At 34.3% G+C, this 18976-nt stretch carries 15 protein-coding genes; 10 read left to right on the top strand and 5 right to left on the bottom strand.

From position 1 onward, the window contains the following. Positions 1 to 245: 245 nt before the first annotated feature. Positions 246 to 1151 carry an NAD(P)/FAD-dependent oxidoreductase gene (locus C8N41_RS07880; RefSeq protein ID WP_211318201.1) on the top strand — a complete coding sequence of 302 codons (906 nt, stop codon included), beginning with the start codon at positions 246 to 248 and terminating at the stop codon, positions 1149 to 1151. 91 nt (positions 1152 to 1242) lie between these two features. Then, positions 1243 to 2082, top strand: coding sequence for an alpha/beta hydrolase (locus C8N41_RS07875; protein ID WP_115838881.1), 840 nt, complete (start codon positions 1243 to 1245; stop codon positions 2080 to 2082). Between the two features lie 141 nt (positions 2083 to 2223). Here C8N41_RS07875 and C8N41_RS07870 read toward each other — a convergent pair whose 3' ends face one another. Then, entirely contained in the window at positions 2224 to 2643 is a 420-nt protein-coding gene (locus C8N41_RS07870) for a nucleoside-diphosphate kinase (RefSeq protein ID WP_092444097.1), read from the bottom strand. 195 nt (positions 2644 to 2838) lie between these two features. On the opposite strand from C8N41_RS07870, the gene C8N41_RS07865 reads away from it, so the two are divergent. The 3 genes from C8N41_RS07865 to C8N41_RS07855 are packed head-to-tail and all read left to right on the top strand — an operon-like array spanning position 2839 to position 5637. Next, on the top strand, positions 2839 to 3858 hold the full coding sequence (locus tag C8N41_RS07865; RefSeq protein WP_115838880.1) for a DHH family phosphoesterase: 1020 nt from the start codon (positions 2839 to 2841) through the stop codon (positions 3856 to 3858). A 35-nt stretch (positions 3859 to 3893) separates the two neighbouring features. Further along, a complete protein-coding gene (gldI, locus tag C8N41_RS07860) occupies positions 3894 to 4427 on the top strand; it encodes a gliding motility-associated peptidyl-prolyl isomerase GldI (RefSeq protein ID WP_115838879.1) in 534 nt (177 codons plus the stop codon). Then, positions 4420 to 5637 carry a peptidylprolyl isomerase gene (locus tag C8N41_RS07855; protein ID WP_092444104.1) on the top strand — a complete coding sequence of 406 codons (1218 nt, stop codon included), beginning with the start codon at positions 4420 to 4422 and terminating at the stop codon, positions 5635 to 5637. The genes gldI and C8N41_RS07855 overlap by 8 nt, the downstream gene beginning before the upstream one ends. 126 nt (positions 5638 to 5763) lie before the next feature. Here C8N41_RS07855 and C8N41_RS07850 read toward each other — a convergent pair whose 3' ends face one another. Beyond that, positions 5764 to 7227, bottom strand: a complete 1464-nt coding sequence (locus tag C8N41_RS07850; RefSeq protein WP_115838878.1) for an aminoacyl-histidine dipeptidase — start codon at positions 7225 to 7227, stop codon at positions 5764 to 5766. Between the two features lie 267 nt (positions 7228 to 7494). Between C8N41_RS07850 and C8N41_RS07845 the strand changes: the two genes are divergently transcribed. The 3 genes from C8N41_RS07845 (at position 7495) to C8N41_RS07835 (ending at position 12988) form a co-directional block, all read left to right on the top strand. Next, positions 7495 to 8562 carry a DUF3810 domain-containing protein gene (locus C8N41_RS07845; RefSeq protein ID WP_115838877.1) on the top strand — a complete coding sequence of 356 codons (1068 nt, stop codon included), beginning with the start codon at positions 7495 to 7497 and terminating at the stop codon, positions 8560 to 8562. Positions 8563 to 8677: 115 nt separating this feature from the next. Beyond that, the gene (locus C8N41_RS07840) at positions 8678 to 11665 is read left to right on the top strand and encodes an amidohydrolase family protein (RefSeq protein ID WP_249033256.1); all 2988 of its coding nucleotides are present in this window, start codon (positions 8678 to 8680) and stop codon (positions 11663 to 11665) included. Positions 11666 to 11677: 12 nt separating this feature from the next. Continuing rightward, positions 11678 to 12988, top strand: coding sequence for an amidohydrolase family protein (locus C8N41_RS07835; RefSeq protein WP_115838875.1), 1311 nt, complete (start codon positions 11678 to 11680; stop codon positions 12986 to 12988). Positions 12989 to 13083: 95 nt separating this feature from the next. Here C8N41_RS07835 and C8N41_RS07830 read toward each other — a convergent pair whose 3' ends face one another. The 3 genes from C8N41_RS07830 to C8N41_RS07820 form a co-directional block, all read right to left on the bottom strand. After that, positions 13084 to 13881: a DUF6503 family protein gene (locus C8N41_RS07830; RefSeq protein ID WP_115838874.1), complete on the bottom strand. Its 798-nt coding sequence runs from the start codon at positions 13879 to 13881 to the stop codon at positions 13084 to 13086. A 132-nt stretch (positions 13882 to 14013) separates the two neighbouring features. Beyond that, positions 14014 to 14760, bottom strand: a complete 747-nt coding sequence (locus C8N41_RS07825; protein WP_115838873.1) for a hypothetical protein — start codon at positions 14758 to 14760, stop codon at positions 14014 to 14016. A 258-nt stretch (positions 14761 to 15018) separates the two neighbouring features. Then, positions 15019 to 16794, bottom strand: a complete 1776-nt coding sequence (locus C8N41_RS07820) for a T9SS type A sorting domain-containing protein (protein WP_115838872.1) — start codon at positions 16792 to 16794, stop codon at positions 15019 to 15021. Between the two features lie 47 nt (positions 16795 to 16841). On the opposite strand from C8N41_RS07820, the gene C8N41_RS07815 reads away from it, so the two are divergent. Then, the gene (locus C8N41_RS07815) at positions 16842 to 17639 is read left to right on the top strand and encodes a TrmH family RNA methyltransferase (RefSeq protein WP_092444120.1); all 798 of its coding nucleotides are present in this window, start codon (positions 16842 to 16844) and stop codon (positions 17637 to 17639) included. Positions 17640 to 17730: 91 nt separating this feature from the next. After that, complete coding sequence (locus C8N41_RS07810; protein WP_115838871.1) at positions 17731 to 18963, top strand: M48 family metallopeptidase; 1233 nt, start codon at positions 17731 to 17733, stop codon at positions 18961 to 18963. Positions 18964 to 18976 lie beyond the last annotated feature (13 nt).

The raw sequence follows: 18976 nt of genomic DNA, 5'->3' as shown, positions 1-18976 counted from the left end.
ATTCTATTTGTCAATGGTCTATTACGGTTTCAATTATCGTTCTTAAAAAGATGTGTTGATTTTTTTAATGCGAATTAATTGCAATAATTGAAAATGATTGTATATTTACCCAATATTAATGCGAATTTATTGCATTAATAAAATTCGCAATGACAAGAAGAGACAGCTTTAAGCTTTTAGGAGCAACGAGTTTAGCACTCGTATTACCGCAACCTCTATTACTATTTGCGCAAAAAAATAATAGTATGGCACACACAGAATTTGAAGTAATTATTATAGGCGGAAGTTACGCCGGACTCTCAACAGCGTTAACATTAGGACGCTCACGTCGTAAAACTTTACTCATCGATGCAGGACAACCTTGCAACCAACAGACACCACATTCGCATAATTTTTTAACCCAAGATGGCAAGACTCCAAAGGACATAGCAGATGTCGCCAAAAGTCAAGTAGCTAAATATCCAAGCATTCATTTTTATAACGGCTTCGCAAATAGCGCAAAACGATCTCAAGAAAAATTTGAAATAACCACAAGTAACGGAGAGATTTTCACCGCTAAAAAATTGGTTTTAGCCACAGGAATTAAAGATCTTATGCCTGCAATTACTGGTTTTAATGAATGTTGGGGAATTTCTGTAGTGCATTGCCCTTATTGCCATGGTTACGAAATTAGAAATAAAAACACAGCAATTATAGCCAATGGAGAACATGCTTTTCATCTTGCTGCATTAGTCATAAACTTAACTTCAAAAGTTACAATTATTACGGCTAACAAAGACCAATTTAATGAGCATCAGCTCAAAATATTAAAGCAAAATAACATCCGAATTATTGAAAAAGATGTCTCGGCAATTCAACACCAAAACGGCCAATTAAAGTCTCTCATTTTTAAAGACGCTACCTCAGAAGATTTTGATTGTGCCTATGCCTCTATTCCATTTGAATTACACAGTAACATTGCTGCATCATTAGGTTGCGAATTTACCGAACATGGACATATTAAAGTCAACCCTATGCAAAAAACCACAGTAGAAGGTGTTTTTGCCTGCGGAGATAATAGCTCACCTATGCGTTCTGTGGCCAACGCAGTACAAGGAGGTAACTTTACAGGTGCCGTGATAAATAATGAATTGAGTAAAGAATTATTTTAAAAACATAACTAATAATAAGTTAATAGAACAATCATTAACTTTAGGGCTTGTATATAAAAAGGATCTTACCATAAATCTTACCAGCCTAGATATGTTTAATTTAAAACAAGTTACAATAATATTAGTACTCACGTTAAACACCTGTGTATTATTTACACAAACATTATCTCTAAAAATTAGTGAAACAGATTTTACAATCGGAAAATCAATTAAAATTAAATCGGAAATATTAGATGAAACAAGAGAATTAAATATATACTTACCTCTAAACTATTCTGATGATTCCTTAAAACACTATCCGGTAATTTACTTACTAGATGGCTCTAAAGACGAAGATTTTATACATATTTCAGGCATCATTCAATTTGGTTCATTTTCTTGGATTCAAATGATTCCTGAATCTATTGTTGTGGGCATTGGAAATGTCGATCGAAAAAAGGATTTTACATATCCGTCGCAAAATAAATTAGATCAAAAAGAGTTTCCTACCTCTGGTAAATCAGAAAACTTTATTGCATTTATTCAAAAAGAATTACAACCCTTTATAGATCAAACCTACCGAACCGCTGAACTTAAAACGATTATAGGGCAATCTTTAGGTGGTTTATTAGCTACCGAAATTCTGTTTAAATTTCCAAATCTCTTTGATAACTATATAATTGTAAGTCCGAGTTTATGGTGGGACGATGAAAAATTACTTAACGAAAAACCCGTTACTTACAACACTAAGAAATCTATATACATTGCAGGTGGCAAAGAAGGTGAAGTGATGGAACGCACAACGAAAGCGCTACATACTAAATTAAAAAATAGTCAACAACCTAACACATCATTGTTTTATAGTTTTTTAGAAGACAAAACCCATGGCGATGCTTTACATCTTGCCGTGTACAACGCGTTTGAAAAAAATTTTAAACCGATTAAAAAATAAATAGTTTACAACCATTATAGAAAGGAAGCCTATAATTGACACCAGTAGATTACTCTCAATTTATTTTTAAACAGATGGTTGATGAAACAAAAAAAGCTGTCTATAAAAGACAGCTTTTTTAATATGGTAAAAATGTTTTTATTAAAACATATCTCTTCCTGCAAAGTGAAAAGCACTTTCTATAGCTGCGTTTTCATCACTATCACTTCCGTGTACTGCATTTTCTCCAATAGAAGCTGCATATAATTTACGGATTGTACCTTCAGCTGCATCAGCCGGGTTTGTAGCACCAATTAAAGTTCTAAAATCTTCAACTGCATTGTCTTTTTCTAAAACAGCAGCGACGATAGGTCCACGAGTCATATATTCTACTAACTCACCAAAAAATGGACGTTCGTTATGAATTGCGTAAAACTCCTCAGCATCTGCTGTAGTCATTTGAGTTAATTTCATTGCTACGATTCTAAATCCTGAAGCTGAAATCTTTTCTAATATTGCGCCAATGTGTCCTTTTTCAACAGCATCTGGCTTTAACATTGTAAATGTTCTGTTAGTTGCCATGTATTTTTTTTAAATGAGGTGCAAAAATAATACATTTCTTTAATTTACCAACAGCTGCTTTTATTAAATTAATGTTACTATAAAACCCTTATACCATTGATCACAAAAGAAAATATGTGTTAAATACCAAAAGTATATGTTAATTCGTATGAAATGCATTATTCAAAATATCTAAAAAATGTATCTTCGCAACTTATGGATAACACTCAGATTTCAGAAATAAAAGCACTTTTAAGCACTCCCAAAAACATAGTTATAGTTCCTCATAGAAATCCAGATGGTGATGCTATGGGTTCGACTTTAGCATTATACCATTACCTTAAATTATATAATCATAATGCGATAATTATTGCACCTAATGATTATCCCGATTTTTTAAAGTGGTTACCAGGAGTTGATACCGTTTTAAAGTTTGAATCTCAACAAAACGAAAGTGAGACACTTATTAAAAATGCTGATCTTATTTTTACTCTCGATTTTAATGCCTTTCATCGTGCAGGAAATCAAATGGCAGAAATCTTAGAACCATCTACAGCGATAAAAATAATGATAGATCATCACCAACAACCAGATGATTATGCCAAATACATGTATTCAGATATTAGTATGTCTTCTACCTGCGAAATGGTATACAATTTTATTGAAATGCTTGGTGATACAGATAAAATTAATTCTACAATAGCAACATGTATATATGTTGGGATCATGACAGATACAGGTTCGTTCCGTTTCCCTGCAACGACAAGTAGAACTCATAGAGTTATTGGGCATCTCATTGAAAAAGGAGCTGAAAATTCTCAGATACACAACAATACATACGATACCAATAGTTACAGTCGCTTACAATTATTAGGTAGAGCTATGCAGAATTTAAAAGTAATTCCAGAATTAAGAACAGCGTATATCACTTTATCACAAGCTGACTTAGATGAATTTAACTTTAAAAAAGGAGATACCGAAGGTTTTGTAAATTACGCGTTATCCTTAAAAGGCATTATTTTTGCAGCCATATTTATAGAAAGTCAACAAGACCAAATAATAAAAATATCCTTGCGAAGTAAAGGGGCGTTTTCAGTAAATGAATTTTCGAGAGCACATTTTAATGGTGGTGGCCATACGAATGCTGCAGGAGGACGTAGCGATGATGATATGCAAACAACTATAAATAAATTTATTAGTATATTACCGCAATATAAACAGGATTTGTCCCAATGAAACCCCTAAATTGGTGCCGCATAAAATATTAAAACATGAAAAACCTACATATACTCACTATTGTATTACTGCTATGCTTTAGTTGTAAATCTCCAGAGCCAAGATTACCAGAATCCGTACAATCGGGTTCTTTCCTAAAAGCTTCTGCCGAACGCAATAAAAAACTTAACGAACTAGAACATCAGCAAATTGCCGATATTATAAAAAGTAATCCGGATAAAGATTACATCGCTTCCGAAAGTGGTTTTTGGTACTATTACCAAAATAAAATTGAAAACGATACAATTCAACCCGAGTTTGGTGATGTGGTTGACTTTACCTTTGATGTCTCTAATATTGAAGGGAATGAAATTTATGCTAACACTAACATAACCTATGTTATGGACAAGGAGGAATTGTTTACCGGTTTACGTGAAGGCTTAAAACTTTTAAAACCAACCGAAACTGCGACATTTATATTTCCGTCCCAAAAAGCTTTTGGGTATTATGGAGATGAACGAAAAATAGGAACCAATGTTCCGTTAATTTGTGAAGTAACTTTAAACACTATAACTAAAAAAAATGATTAAACAAGCACTTACAGCATTCGTTGCACTATTAGTATTAGCAAACATTTCTTGCCAAGAACGTTATTCTGATTTAGGCGATGGACTTTATGCCGAATTTGTAACCTCAAAAGACACCATGGTAGCAAAACTCTTTTTTGAGAAAGCGCCTGTCACTGTTGCTAATTTTGTAGCCTTAGCAGAAGGAAACCACCCTTTAGCTAAAGAAGAGTTTAAAGGAAAACCTTTTTACGACGGTTTAACATTTCACCGTGTTATGAATAATTTTATGATTCAAGGAGGAGACCCAACTGCTACAGGCACTGGTGGTCCTGGTTATAAATTTGAAGATGAACTAGTTCCAGAGTTTAAACACGATAAACCAGGTATGCTATCCATGGCTAACAGTGGCGTAAACTCTAATGGAAGCCAATTTTTTATCACAGAAAAGGTGACACCTTGGTTAGATGGTTATGATGAAAATGGAAATTTAAGAGATTGTGATAATCCAAGAGTAGCGTGCCACGCCGTTTTTGGAGAATTAGTAAAAGGATTAAACGTTTTAGATACTATTTCTAATGTAAAAGTTGCTCCTAGAACGAATAAACCTCTTGAAGATGTGGTTATTAATAAGGTAAATATTATTCGAATTGGTGGTGCCGCTAAGAAATTTGATGCACCTAAAGTATTTACAGAAGAGCTTCCTAAAATTAAAGAAAAGGTTGAAGCTGCTAAAATTGAAGCTGCTAAAAAAGCTGAAGAAGCCAAAAAAGAAGCGAAAGCAAAAGCAGATTTAGCAAAAACTGAATTCTTAAAAAAGAATGAAGAATTAACAGGACGTAAAATTGAATCGCCAACAGGAATGGCAATGATTTTTACACACGAAGGTAATGGTGTTAAACCAAATCCTTCTCAACGTGTTAACATCGATTGTGCTGGTTATTTAGAAAATGGTGATTTATTCTGGACTACGATGAAAGACATAGCAGAGAAAAATGGTAAATATGATGAGAGACAAGACAAAGCCGGCCGATACACTCCATTTGACATGCCTTACAACGAGACCGCTGGTTTAATTGCTGGTTTTAGGGAAGCCATGTTAAATATGAAAATTGGAGATAAAGCTAGAGTATTTATTCCTTACTATCTAGGCTATGGAGAGAGAGGTAATCCTCCTGTAATCCCTGGAAATGCGAACCTTGTTTTTGATATTGAATTGGTAAGTATTAAATAATAGTTTAATTATAACAAACATAAAAGCAGCCCTTCAAAATATCTTTTGAAGGGCTGCTTTTTTCTAAAATATATCAGACCTCAATTTATACCTACAAGGTTTTAAAAACCTTGCAGGATACTTAAATTAAGCTTTAGGAATATGTTTTAATATCTCAAGAACAAATTCCCAGTACTTCTGTGCAGAAGAAATCTGAGCACGTTCATCTGGAGAGTGTGCTCCTTTAATATTTGGACCAAAACTAATCATATCCATATCTGGATAATTGGTTCCTAAGATTCCACATTCTAAACCAGCATGGCAAGCAGCAACATGAGGTTTTTCACCATTATTTAAACGCTTGTAAATAGGTACCATCACTTTTAGAATATCAGAATCCATATTCGGTGCCCAACCAGGATAATCACCCGAAAGTTCCACTTCACATCCTGTTAATTCAAAAGTAGCACGTAATGTATTTGCCAAATCTTCTTTTGTACTTTCTACAGAACTACGTGTTAAACATCCAATTTTTATAGCACCATCTTTAACAATAACGCGAGCGATGTTGTTAGACGTTTCTACTAAGCCTTCAATATCAGGACTCATACGATAAACCCCATTATGTGCAGCATACAATGCTCGTGTTAAACCTTCCTGTACTCCTAAGTCCATAATTTTTTCTGGAGTTTCAGTTTTAGAAACAATAATTTCTAAATCGGGTTCCATAGTTTTAAATTCAAACTTAAGCATAGCTGCCATATCATTCATTTCAGCTTCAAAAGCCGCTTCATGTACGGCATCAATAGCAACTGTAGCATTACTTTCTCTAGGAATTGCATTACGCAAACTACCTCCATCAATTTCAGAAATACGCAATCCAAAATTTTCAAAACCATCAAAAAGCAAACGATTCATTAATTTATTAGCATTACCCAAACCTTCATGGATTTGCATACCAGAGTGCCCTCCTTGTAATCCTTTTACCGTAATAGTATATCCTATTTTAAACTCAGGTGTCTCCTCTTCTTTATACGCTCTAGTTGCTGTAACATCTACTCCACCAGCACAACCTACTCCAATCTCATCGTCTTCCTCGGTATCTAAATTTAAAAGTATTTCACCTTCAAGTAAACCTCCTTTTAATCCTTTAGCACCTGTCATTCCTGTCTCTTCATCAATAGTAAACAACGCTTCAAGTGCTGGGTGCGCAATTGTATTACTTTCTAAAATCGCCATAATCGTAGCGACCCCCAAACCATTATCAGCACCAAGTGTTGTGCCTTTAGCCTTTACCCAATCACCATCAACATACATGTCAATGCCTTGGGCATCAAAATCAAAAACAGTATCATTATTTTTTTGATGCACCATATCTAAATGCGATTGCATAACTATTGGTTTTCGGTCTTCCATACCCTTAGATGCAGGCTTACGAATAATAACGTTACCTACCTCATCTTCGATGGTTTCTAAACCTAAATTATTCCCGAAATCCTTCATAAATTGAATAACGCGTTCCTCCTTTTTTGAAGGTCGAGGCACGGCATTCAAATCAGCAAATTTATTCCATAATTGTTTTGGCTCTAAGGCTCTTATTTCTGAACTCATAAATCTTGTTTTTAGATTTGCAAAGGTACAAAATACGATGGTCTATTTAATAGCATTTTATTGTGGTTTCAAATTTAAAGACCTGTTTTAAATCAACTTCTTTAAAAGCACTCCTTAAATCTTTTGGATATAGAATTTGCATCAAGTCAATACCGCCATATGTTATTGAATAATAAAAAAGGAATTATTTTTTTTAAATGAATAGAGATTTGAAGAATTACTAATTTTAAATAAAGTGCACTTTAAACTTTTTCCTATTTTTGAGTTATGCGTAAAAAAGAAAAATTAATTCTAGTTGTTTTCTTAGGAATTCAATTACTCTTCTTATCTCAGCTTAAGCATTTCGCCGAATTTGTTGAGCAATTTTATAGCAATGGGCTGTATGTTTTAATATCAAAATTAATGCGCTATGCCTTTGGATGGCTCCCTTTTTCCATTGGAGATATCTTCTACACTTTAGCCGGTATTTATCTTATAAGATGGTTTATAATTAACAGAAAACGGATTATTAAAGACACTATAAATTGGTTGATAGATATTGCGGCAACATTGTCTATTGCCTATTTTGCCTTTCATATATTATGGGCTTTTAATTATTACCGTCAGCCTTTAAATGAATCCTTGGACCTCAATGCTGATTATACCACAACACAGCTCGTAACATTTACAAAAGCACTTATTAAAAAATCGAATAGTCTCCACCTTACTTTGACTGAAAATGATACCGTAAAAGTAGAAATGCCCTATACTAAATCTGAAATTTTAGCAAAAGTAAAAGACGGTTACCAGACACTTTCTAATAAATATACGCACCTCACCTATCAACCTAAAAGCATTAAAAAATCACTATATAGTTTACCACTTACCTATATGGGATTTTCAGGATACCTAAATCCTTTTACCAATGAAGCTCAGGTTAACGGATTAATTTCAACCTATAAGTTTCCAACAACAGCATGCCATGAAGCAGCACACCAACTGGGTTATGCGGCAGAAAATGAAGCGAATTTTATTGGAAGCCTAGCAGCTATACATAACGATGATCCGTATTTTAAATACTCAGGCTACACCTTTGCGCTTCGATATTGCTTGGCAGAAATATTTAAACGCGACCCAGAACTTTACGATACTATTATTGTATCCGTGAACCCAGGCATCTTAAAAAACTATCAAGAGGTCCAAGATTTTTGGGTATCTTACAAAACCCCTTTAGAACCTATTTTTGAAAAAACCTTTGATCATTTTCTCAAAGCCAATAACCAATCGGCTGGTATGAAAAGTTATAGCTACGTCGTTGCGCTTCTGGTTAATTATTATGAGCACCAGGCGCTATAAAGTATCAAGGTTTTATTGCACTTCCTTAACACCAAAAACGTTAATTTTTTTGAATAGAATTTTACTTTAATGTTAAATTCCTATCTTTAGAATTCAATCTAACCAACCAAAACATATGATTAAAGTCCATTTACGACTGCTCATTTTTATGTGCAGTGTTTCACTATTTGCGCAAGATTACTTTCCTAGTAATTCGGGAGTTATAGCTAATAACTCTAACTACACGGCATTTACAAATGCAACGATTCATGTCTCGCCAACCGAAGTTATAAACAATGGAACCTTACTTATAAAAGAAGGTAAAGTTGTAAAGGTCGGAACTGCTGTTAACCTTCCTAAGAATACCACTAAAATTGATCTTTCAGGAAAAACTATTTACCCTTCTTTTATAGACATTTACACTACATTTGGGGTGACTACTCCAAAACGAGGTGGTAATGGTCCACAATATGGTCCTAGCCGAAGTGGCTATTATTGGAACGATCACGTAATGCCAGAACAAGACGTTATGGCAAGTTTTACATATGATGCTAAATCCGCCACTGAACTTCATAAACTAGGATTTGGCGTTGTTAACACGCATATGCCAGACGGCATTGTTAGAGGTACAGGTGCTTTAATTGCTCTTAATAATAACGCGGATAATGCTATGCGCGTTGTAGATGGCCAAACCACCCAACATTTATCATTTCGAAAAAGTGTAAGATCTCGCCAATCGTATCCGTCCTCTATTATGGGAAGTATGGCTTTGCTGCGCCAAATGTATAGCGACGCCAAATGGTATGAAGCAGGCCACGTTAATACTAAAGATTTATCGTTGGAAGCCTTAAATAAGAATAAAAACTTACTTCAAATATTTGACGCAGGAAGCAGAGCCAATGTAATGCGTGCGGATAAAGTGGGTGATGCATTTAATATACAATATACTATTGTTGCAGGAGGAGATGAATACGAACGTATAGAGGATATCAAAGCAACCAATGCTACACTTATTTTACCTATAAATTTTAAACTCGCCTACAATGTTGAAGATCCGTTTTTAGCCAACACATTATCTTTAAGCGCTATGCGTTCGTGGAATCAGCAACCCCATAACCCAAGACTGCTCGCCGAAAATGGCATTCCATTCGCGTTAACGACCCATGATTTAAAATCGAATAAATCATTCACTTCTAATTTATTAAAAGCGATTAAACATGGGCTTTCCAAACAAAAAGCCTTAGAAGCTCTAACAACAATTCCTGCTGCTTTACTTGGAAAATCGGAAGTTTTAGGAACCCTACAAACTGGAAGCTATGCTAACTTTTTAATTACAGATGGAGACATTTTTGAGAAGGAAACAAAGCTCTTTGAAAATTGGGTTCAAGGGACACCTCATGTCATTTCAAACATGAATGTAAAAAATATTGATGGTGATTACACGTTTAAACTAAAAGGTGATGATTACAACCTCAAGATTTCAGGTAGCACCACCAAACCAAAAGCCAAAATAGAGCAAAATGATAAGAACTTAGGTGCAAAACTAAGCTACAATAACCAATGGGTAAATCTTACGTTTAAAACGGCAGACACCACAAATACAGAATTTATAAGAATTGTTGCAAATACCTCAGCGATAAACACCTTAAATGGTAAAGCGCTTTTACCCAATGGCAGTGAATTGCCTTTCGTTGCCAACAAAAAAACAGCTGAAAAAGAAGAAAGAAAAGAAGATAGAAAGAATAACAAATCCGCTGATGATTCATCTTTTATGGCTCCTATAACGTATCCTAATATAGCATACGGATTTACAGAACAACCTAAACAAGAAACCTTATTATTTAAAAATGCAACCGTTTGGACCAATGAAAGTGAAGGGATTTTAGAACAAACAGATATCCTAATCAAAGATGGAAAAATTTTCAAAATAGGAAAAGACCTTTCCGCAAGAAATGCAAAGGTAATTGATGCTACGGGTAAACACATTACAGCCGGAATCATTGATGAACACTCGCATATTGCAGCTGCTTCAATTAATGAAGGTGGTCAAAATTCGTCAGCAGAAGTCACTATAGAAGATGTTATAAACGATGACGATATTAATATTTACAGAAATTTAGCAGGTGGTGTAACGTCTATTCAAATCTTACATGGATCTGCCAATCCTATTGGTGGTCGCTCTGCAATTATCAAACTAAAATGGGGAGAAGCTGCTGACGATTTAATCTATGACAATTCTCCTAAGTTTATCAAGTTTGCTTTGGGTGAAAACGTAAAGCAATCGCGAAGCAGAACCAATTCGCGTTTCCCTCAATCGCGAATGGGTGTTGAACAGGTATTTGTCGATTATTTCACCAGAGCAAAAGCTTATGACGAATTAAAGAAAAGTGGCAAACCATATAGATATGACGCTGAAATGGAAACCCTAGCAGAAATCCTAAATGGTGAGCGTTTTATTTCGTGTCATTCTTATGTTCAAAGTGAAATCAATATGCTTATGAAAGTAGCTGAACAATTCGATTTTAAAGTTAACACTTTTACTCATATCCTCGAAGGCTACAAAGTAGCAGATAAAATGAAAGCACACGGAGCTGGTGGATCTACATTTAGTGATTGGTGGGCTTATAAATACGAAGTCAATGATGCGATTCCTTATAATGCCGCTATTATGCATAATGCTGGAGTTACAGTTGCGATAAATTCTGATGATGCTGAAATGTCTCGTCGTTTAAATCAAGAGGCCGCAAAATCGATTAAATACGGTGGTGTGAGTGAAGAAGAAGCTTGGAAATTTGTGACTTTAAATCCTGCTAAATTATTACATTTAGACGACAGAGTTGGAAGTCTAAAAGTAGGAAAGGATGCCGACGTTGTTTTATGGTCAGAACATCCCTTATCCATCTACGCAAAAGCAGAAAAAACAATCATCGAAGGAGTCACTTATTTTGATTTAGAACGTGACAAACAAATGCGCGAGTCGATAAAAAAGGAAAAAAGTGAACTCACCAATTTAATGCTTCAGGAAAAGAATAAAGGCTTAAAAACACAGCCCGTTAAGAAGAAAGAAGAAAAATTAATGCATTGCGACACTATGGATGCAGACCAACACGAACACCAACACTAAAAACGATTAAAAATGAAAAACATATATAAATTAAATAGTCTCTTGTTTTTGTTGTGTGTTACTTTAGGGTTTGCACAACAAACTCCTGCACCTAAACAAACCAAAGATTTTGCAATTGTTGGTGCCACTGCTCATATAGGCAATGGTACAGTGATAGAAAACAGTGTTATTGTAGTCAGTAAAGGAAAAATTATAACCATTGGTCCCAAAGCTACTACTCCACTTACAAGACAAGCCATGAATATCATTGACGCCACAGGAAAAGACGTCTATCCCGGTTTTATAGTGGCTAATGGTACACTCGGTCTGGTTGAAGTCGATGCAGTAAAAGCGTCTAATGACCTTTCAGAAATGGGAACTTATAATCCACATATTAGAAGTATCATAGCTTATAACACCGAATCTAAAGTTATAGAATCTATGCGCCCAAATGGAGTATTACTTGGGCAAGTAGTTCCTAGAGGTGGTCGTATCTCAGGAACTTCATCTGTAGTACAGTACGATGCTTGGAATTGGGAAGATGCAACTATAAAAGCGGATAATGGTATTCATATAAATTGGCCAAGTAGTTTTAGACGTGGTCGCTGGTGGCTTGGTGAAGATCGCGGTTTAAAACCAAACAAGGATTATGTAAAAGAAGTTAAAGAATTATCAGATTACTTCAATGAAGCTAAAAGTTATAACAAAGGAAATAAATCTGAATTGCATTTGCCTTTTGAAGCATTAAGTGGAGTATTTGACGGTTCTAAACGTTTATACATTAATGCTGATGATGAAAAAGGCATTACAGATGCCGTCAATTTTGCAAAATCGCAAGGGGTTTCAAAAATTACGATTGTTGGTGCTTACCAAGCCGCAAAATTAACCGAATTTTTAAAACAAAATGAAGTCTCTGTATTTTTAAGACGTGTCCATTCTAGACCCGAATTAGAAGACGATGATTACGATTTACCTTATAAATTAGCAAAACAATTAGTAGATGCAGGTGTTTTAGTGGCTTTAGAACCAAGTGGACAAATGGAACGCATGAATTCTCGAAATCTTCCATTTTACGCGGGTACAACCGTTGCACATGGTTTAACAAAAGCACAAGCTTTGCAATTAATCACTCAAAATCCTGCGAAGATTATGGGAATTGATGATATGTACGGAACTTTAGATGTTGGCAAAAGTGCCACCCTTTTTATAAGTGAAGGTGACGCCTTAGATATGAGAACCAATCAATTAACACATGCCTTTATTGACGGTAGAAGTTTAAGCTTAGAAACTCACCAAACAGAACTTTGGAAACGGTTTTCTAATAAACCTAATCAGGTTGATTAATAACCATTAAATGACAGTCAACACGTTTATATAACATCTCAATACAAAAGAAGCGAGCCAAATGGCTCGCTTCTTTTCTTTTTTATATGTGCTGATTATTCAACCACTTTTGCACTTTCTGGTTTTGCAAATAGCGATGCCTCTGGTGCTTCTTTTGAAAATGATACATCTGAAAACTCAACCGTATTTCGTTTTTCTGTTGGTAAATTATCTTTATAATTATACCAATCTATACTTTTAGGAACAACAAGTCCATTAACCGTTTGCCAATTATTATATCTTATAAAATGGAAATCTGGACTTCCTTCTGCTTTACCAAAAGTTACTGTATACCCTAACCATTGCATATGCCCTGTCTCAGGATCATAAAAAATCTTATACTGATCATTAGAAGACTCTCCTACACCTGCTTCGTAAGAAATTAAGATTCCCGGATACGTTTTTCCTTCAAAAATTAAAGGCTCTGTCTCTGTATAAGAAATGCCATCATCTCCAAAAACAAAAGGCATTGCATAGAAGTAAAACATTAAACCTTTATAAAATTTTGGCTTACCTTTATATTCTTTACCATTCTTTTCATTAATCCAAAGTGTCTCACCATCAAAACCTTGCGTATATGTTGGTGTATCAATTAATTCTGCTCTCGTTTTTAAATTTTCAGTGATAACTTCATTCCCTGTGGGTTTAACTACAGAAAACGATAAGGTTTGCATTTTTTGCCACTGATCAATTCCGCCATGAGCATCAAATACTTTAGTGATAGACTCTGGGTAAATGCTTGTGGTAATCTCTTCTTGATTTACCTCTTCTGTAATTTTAGTATCTTGTTTTGGTTCGTTTTTACAAGCTGTAATTAAGACTACTAAAAGGAATAGGTGTACTAATTTTTTCATGATATGGTTTTAAGTTCTCTTGTTGGACGATATTGAGCCTAAAGCATTACAAAAGAATTCTAAAAATAATTTAAAAATTTACAGTTACATGAAAGACAAACCTTAAAGCACTAATTGCTTTAACCGCTTAAATTACAAACTAGTTATAGATTTCCTTTTATCTTCAGAATTATATATTGGATTAACATTAAATAATTTAGAACTTTTTCGTTTATGATAATTTTTGTTTTTAAGCTGTTTACGCATAAATTCAGATTTATCAAAAACCTCATAAACACGTAGGGTATTAGCTTTTGCTACTTCAGATTTCATTTCTAATTCTATTTGATTTATTAAATCATAAATTTCATCAGCATATTTTAAACCCATGTTTCTATGCGACGCAAATTGTGTATTACTCTCATAAACCACCCAATACATTTTATTTTCATTAAGTTGAAGTAAGTTAGATGTATCTATCGTTGAAGACACTGAAGAAATTGAGTTCTTAGTAACTATTTCTTTTACATTACTATTAATGTTACCATCTGTGGTTTTAAGACCTTCTGCTTTTAAATCTCTTTTTTCTAAGTACATCACAATCCAGTGTCTGCCTATTCTGGCTTGTACCACATAATTTCCTATATAGAGATGACTTAAACCAATTTTTGCATTTGAATTATTAATTTCAAAAGTCTCTAGATACTCGTAGTTTAATATATCTACTTGTTTTATTTTTTTATGGTCTGTAGCAAGGATTAAACTATCACCACTTTTGTTCAATTTTTGTACTAAATTGAATTTCTGAGCTGCAGTATTAGTATTTTTTTGAAAAGTTATTCCCTGACTATAAGACGAGAAACTGACAAATACTAATATAAGGACTGTGAAATTTTTCATCATCATCAATGTTTATTTCGGTTACTTACAAATTTAGGGCTACTAACCTTGTACCCTAAGCCCTATCCATTGAAATATTAACCCTAAAAAAACGTTATAGGATACTGATTAAAGGACATATGAAATACTTAAACTAGTAAAAACATTAACTATGATTGAAATTTTAACCAATATAAACAATGACCTCTCATAACTAATCCGAACAAAAAAAAGCTTCAAGAAACCCCTGAAGCTTTTTTTTAATACTGATAATTTATGTTAATTCACCACCAATTTCTGTATTACAGATATACTTTGCGTTGTTAACGTCACAAAATACAAACCACTTTCTAAGCTCGAAATATCTAATGATGGGGACTGTCCTTGAAGCTTCATTTCTGGTAAAATCAACTTGCCTTGAAGGTTTATAACATTAACGGTTACTACTTCTATAGAAGAATTTACGAACTGAATGTTAACTTTGCCTTTTGCCGGATTTGGAAATAGCTTAAATTCAATAGTATTAAAATGTTCAACACTTAAAGCTACTGAACTTTCAAGATAATCTGGAATCGTGTTGTTATTTGTATCATCATCCGTTGGATCTCCGTTATTATCATAATCTTCGTCTATCGTTAAAATGCCATCACCATCATCGTCATCGTCTAAATAATTCTCTATCTCATCGTCATCTGTATCCACAAATTGGTGTATTGTGTTATTAGATCGTCCTAAAACAATATTAATTTCATCTATAGTTGCAACGTTATCTCCGTCATCATCATTGTCCAAATAATTCGGAATCCCATCATCATCAGTATCATCATCTTCTAAATCACCGTTATCATTCAAATCTTCATCGCTATCAATAACACCATCTTCATCGGTATCTGTACATGTAACCTCATTAACAGTAGTATATATTAAAGAATAACATCCTGAGTTTATATCAATTAATCCTACACCGTAAATATCTGATTCCGTTACTGTAAGCGTTGAGGAAGTCTCATCAAATAAAGCAAAACCATTTCGTTCCCATTGAATGATATAATCATTCGCGTTTGCGCCAGAGTCTAGAACGATAGCTTCACCTTGACACATCGTATAATGCTCTTGTAAACCGGGTGCTTCTGGTAATGGATTAACAGAAATATCAAAATTAGTAAGTGCATAGCAGCCGTATAGATTTTCAACTCTAACATAAATAGTTTGTGGATTACTTACGTTTGTAAAATTAGTTGGGTCTGAAATTGGATCAAAATTACCTAAGGCATCAGCTTCATTTATAAAATAAGATAGCGTAAAGGACTCTCCTGACGGATTTATTTCACCCTCGTTTAGTGTTAGATCAAAATCGGTAATTCCATCATTATCATCATCGCAAAGCATAATATCATTTGGAGTTCCCATAGCACCAGAAGGGTTTGGTAATACACGTATGGTTAATGGAGTTATACCTACACAACCCGTATTGGTATCCGTAACTGCCACAAATAATGTCTGTGGATTTAAGGTATTTGTATAAGTCATTGAATTAGATATCATATTCATCTGCGCCTGAGCATCAGATTGCGTTTCATAATACGCTACCGTCCAATCTGTATTACCTTGTGTGATTTCTAAATTGTTTACTGTTAAATCAAATACTGCGGTCTCATCTGCATTGTCGTCACATAACTCTAGAAATGTCGATGCTGTAACTATAGGTGTTGGATTTACAACTAAAGCTAATTCAGTAAGCCCATAATTCCCAGTAGCATTAGCTTCTAATCGTACATATAGCGTCTGAAACCCACTAGTTATATTCATATACGAACCGTTTATCGCATTAGTACCGTTAGTAGCATCACTCTGTGTTTCATGATATGTTATTGTAAAATCTATTGCACTTTGACTTCCTAAAACTTGAGCATCTACATAAGTTAAATCGAATAAAGCAAAACCATCATTGTCATCATCACAAACCTGTAAAGGGTCTGGCTGATAAGCCACCTGAGCAAATGAAATTGTGTTGATTGTTAAGAATAGAAATAAGTAAAGTAGTTTTTGTTTCATAATAGGTTAAATTTGTATCTCTCAAATATAGATTAAATAATATAGTAATGAGTAAATCCATCTCTAGCGTTCAAAATCCATTCATAAAACAACTTTCGCTTCTTAAAGATAAATCGAGACAACGTAAAAAATCTGGACAATTTTTAATAGAAGGAAAACGTGAATTATCGCTAGCTATTAAAGGCGGCTATGCGATTGAAACCCTTTTGTTTTTTCCGGATTTATTTTCTGAAAGCGAGGCCAAAGCGATGAGTTCTTATGGTATTGAAATTATTGAGATTTCTAAAGAGGTCTTTCAAAAATTAGCACATAGAGATACCACCGAAGGTGTGATTGCTGTTGTAAATTCAAAAAAGCATACGCTCGAAGATTTAAAACTCACCTCTAAAAACCCATTAATTTTAGTGGCAGAAGCCCCTGAGAAACCTGGAAATATTGGAGCTCTTTTACGCACGGCTGATGCTGCTAATGTAGACGCTGTGATTATTGCAAATCCAAAATCTGATTTATACAATCCTAATATTATTCGTTCTAGTGTTGGCTGTGTCTTTACTACGGAAATCGCGATGGCCAGCAGCGAAGACGCTATTGCTTTTCTGAAGAAATATAATTTCAATATTTTCTCTGCTATTTTACAAGAATCCGAACCTTACCATTCACAAGATTATACCTTACCAACCGCTATTGTGGTCGGTACGGAAGCCACTGGTTTAACAGAAGAATGGCGCCAAGCCGCTACTAAAAATATCAGCATTCCTATGCAAGGCGTTATTGACTCCATGAATGTGTCTGTTGCGGCAGGAATTCTTATTTTTGAAGCAAAACGCCAACGTGATTTTAAATAATTTGATTTGTCTGGTTGAGCGCAGCCGAAACCTATCTCAATAGTATTCTAAACTTTTCACTTGAAATCTAGGTGACTAAAACAACATATTCATGACAGCACAAACCCTGTTCTATATTATCCTAGCCATCATTATCATCAACTTTATAGTTGATAAAGTACTCGATGCTATAAATGCCAAACATTATAATGACCCAATTCCTGAAGAATTAAACGATGTGTATGATGCTCAGGAATACAAAAAATCACAAGCCTATAAAGCTGTTAATTATAAATTCGGACTAAAAACATCCTTATTTTCTTTTGCGCTAACATTAGGTTTTCTGCTTTTGGACGGTTTTGAATATGTTGATAATATCGCTAGAAGTTATTCTGAAAACCCAATCATCATAGCATTAATTTTCTTTGGAATTATTATGATTGCGAGCGACATTATCACAACACCATTTGGTTATTATAAAACCTTTGTCATTGAAGAAAAATTCGGTTTTAATAAAACCACCAGAAAGACATTCATACTAGACAAATTGAAAGGCTTACTGATGACAGTTCTTCTTGGAGGTGGCATTATTGCACTTATCGTTTGGTTTTATCAAGTTACCGGAAATCAATTTTGGTTATATGCTTGGGGAATTGTTACCATCTTCACAGTGTTTATGAATATGTTTTATTCTAAACTTATTGTGCCACTATTCAATAAACAAACACCTTTAGAAGATGGCGACTTACGAAACAAAATTTCAGCTTATGCAGAATCGGTTGGTTTTAATCTCGACAAAATATTTATCATCGATGGTTCAAAACGAAGCACTAAAGCCAATGCCTATTTCTCAGGTTTTGGAAGTGAAAAACGTGTGACGCTTTATGACACCTTGGTCAACGATTTAAACGATGAAGAAATTGTGGCCGTATTAGCGCACGAAGTTGGTCATTATAAAAAAAAGCACATCATTTTTAATTTAGTTACCTCTATTCTACTCACCGGATTAACACTTTTTATTTTATCCATTTTTATTTCGAATCCATTATTATCGAATGCCATTGGAGTTGAAAATCCAAGTTTCCATGTTGGACTCATTGCGTTTGGTCTACTCTACTCACCTATTTCAGAAATTACAGGATTAATCATGAATTATGTGTCTCGAGTTTTTGAATATCAAGCTGATGATTATGCAAAAAACACCTATAAAGCAGAACCGCTAATTTCCTCATTAAAGAAACTTTCTAAAAATAGTTTGAGCAATCTAACACCACATAAGGCTTATGTTTTTATGCATTATTCGCATCCTACACTCTTAGAACGTGTTAAGAATTTAATGAAGTAAATTCACGAAACAG

Origin of the sequence: Winogradskyella sediminis (genome assembly GCF_003387355.1) — a bacterium.
Taxonomy (GTDB): domain Bacteria; phylum Bacteroidota; class Bacteroidia; order Flavobacteriales; family Flavobacteriaceae; genus Winogradskyella; species Winogradskyella sediminis.
Note: the sequence above shows the minus strand (reverse complement) of the source record. Positions and strands in the feature narration are given on the sequence as shown.

Bases quoted from the DNA above. Each gene is read 5' to 3' on its own strand.
- C8N41_RS07880 (WP_211318201.1), top strand. From the start codon at position 246: ATGGCACACACAGAATTTGAAGTAATTATTATAGGCGGAAGTTACGCC.
- C8N41_RS07875 (WP_115838881.1), top strand. From the start codon at position 1,243: ATGTTTAATTTAAAACAAGTTACAATAATATTAGTACTCACGTTAAAC.
- C8N41_RS07870 (WP_092444097.1), bottom strand. From the start codon at position 2,643: ATGGCAACTAACAGAACATTTACAATGTTAAAGCCAGATGCTGTTGAA.
- C8N41_RS07865 (WP_115838880.1), top strand. From the start codon at position 2,839: ATGGATAACACTCAGATTTCAGAAATAAAAGCACTTTTAAGCACTCCC.
- gldI (WP_115838879.1), top strand. From the start codon at position 3,894: ATGAAAAACCTACATATACTCACTATTGTATTACTGCTATGCTTTAGT.
- C8N41_RS07855 (WP_092444104.1), top strand. From the start codon at position 4,420: ATGATTAAACAAGCACTTACAGCATTCGTTGCACTATTAGTATTAGCA.
- C8N41_RS07850 (WP_115838878.1), bottom strand. From the start codon at position 7,227: ATGAGTTCAGAAATAAGAGCCTTAGAGCCAAAACAATTATGGAATAAA.
- C8N41_RS07845 (WP_115838877.1), top strand. From the start codon at position 7,495: ATGCGTAAAAAAGAAAAATTAATTCTAGTTGTTTTCTTAGGAATTCAA.
- C8N41_RS07840 (WP_249033256.1), top strand. From the start codon at position 8,678: ATGATTAAAGTCCATTTACGACTGCTCATTTTTATGTGCAGTGTTTCA.
- C8N41_RS07835 (WP_115838875.1), top strand. From the start codon at position 11,678: ATGAAAAACATATATAAATTAAATAGTCTCTTGTTTTTGTTGTGTGTT.
- C8N41_RS07830 (WP_115838874.1), bottom strand. From the start codon at position 13,881: ATGAAAAAATTAGTACACCTATTCCTTTTAGTAGTCTTAATTACAGCT.
- C8N41_RS07825 (WP_115838873.1), bottom strand. From the start codon at position 14,760: ATGAAAAATTTCACAGTCCTTATATTAGTATTTGTCAGTTTCTCGTCT.
- C8N41_RS07820 (WP_115838872.1), bottom strand. From the start codon at position 16,794: ATGAAACAAAAACTACTTTACTTATTTCTATTCTTAACAATCAACACA.
- C8N41_RS07815 (WP_092444120.1), top strand. From the start codon at position 16,842: ATGAGTAAATCCATCTCTAGCGTTCAAAATCCATTCATAAAACAACTT.
- C8N41_RS07810 (WP_115838871.1), top strand. From the start codon at position 17,731: ATGACAGCACAAACCCTGTTCTATATTATCCTAGCCATCATTATCATC.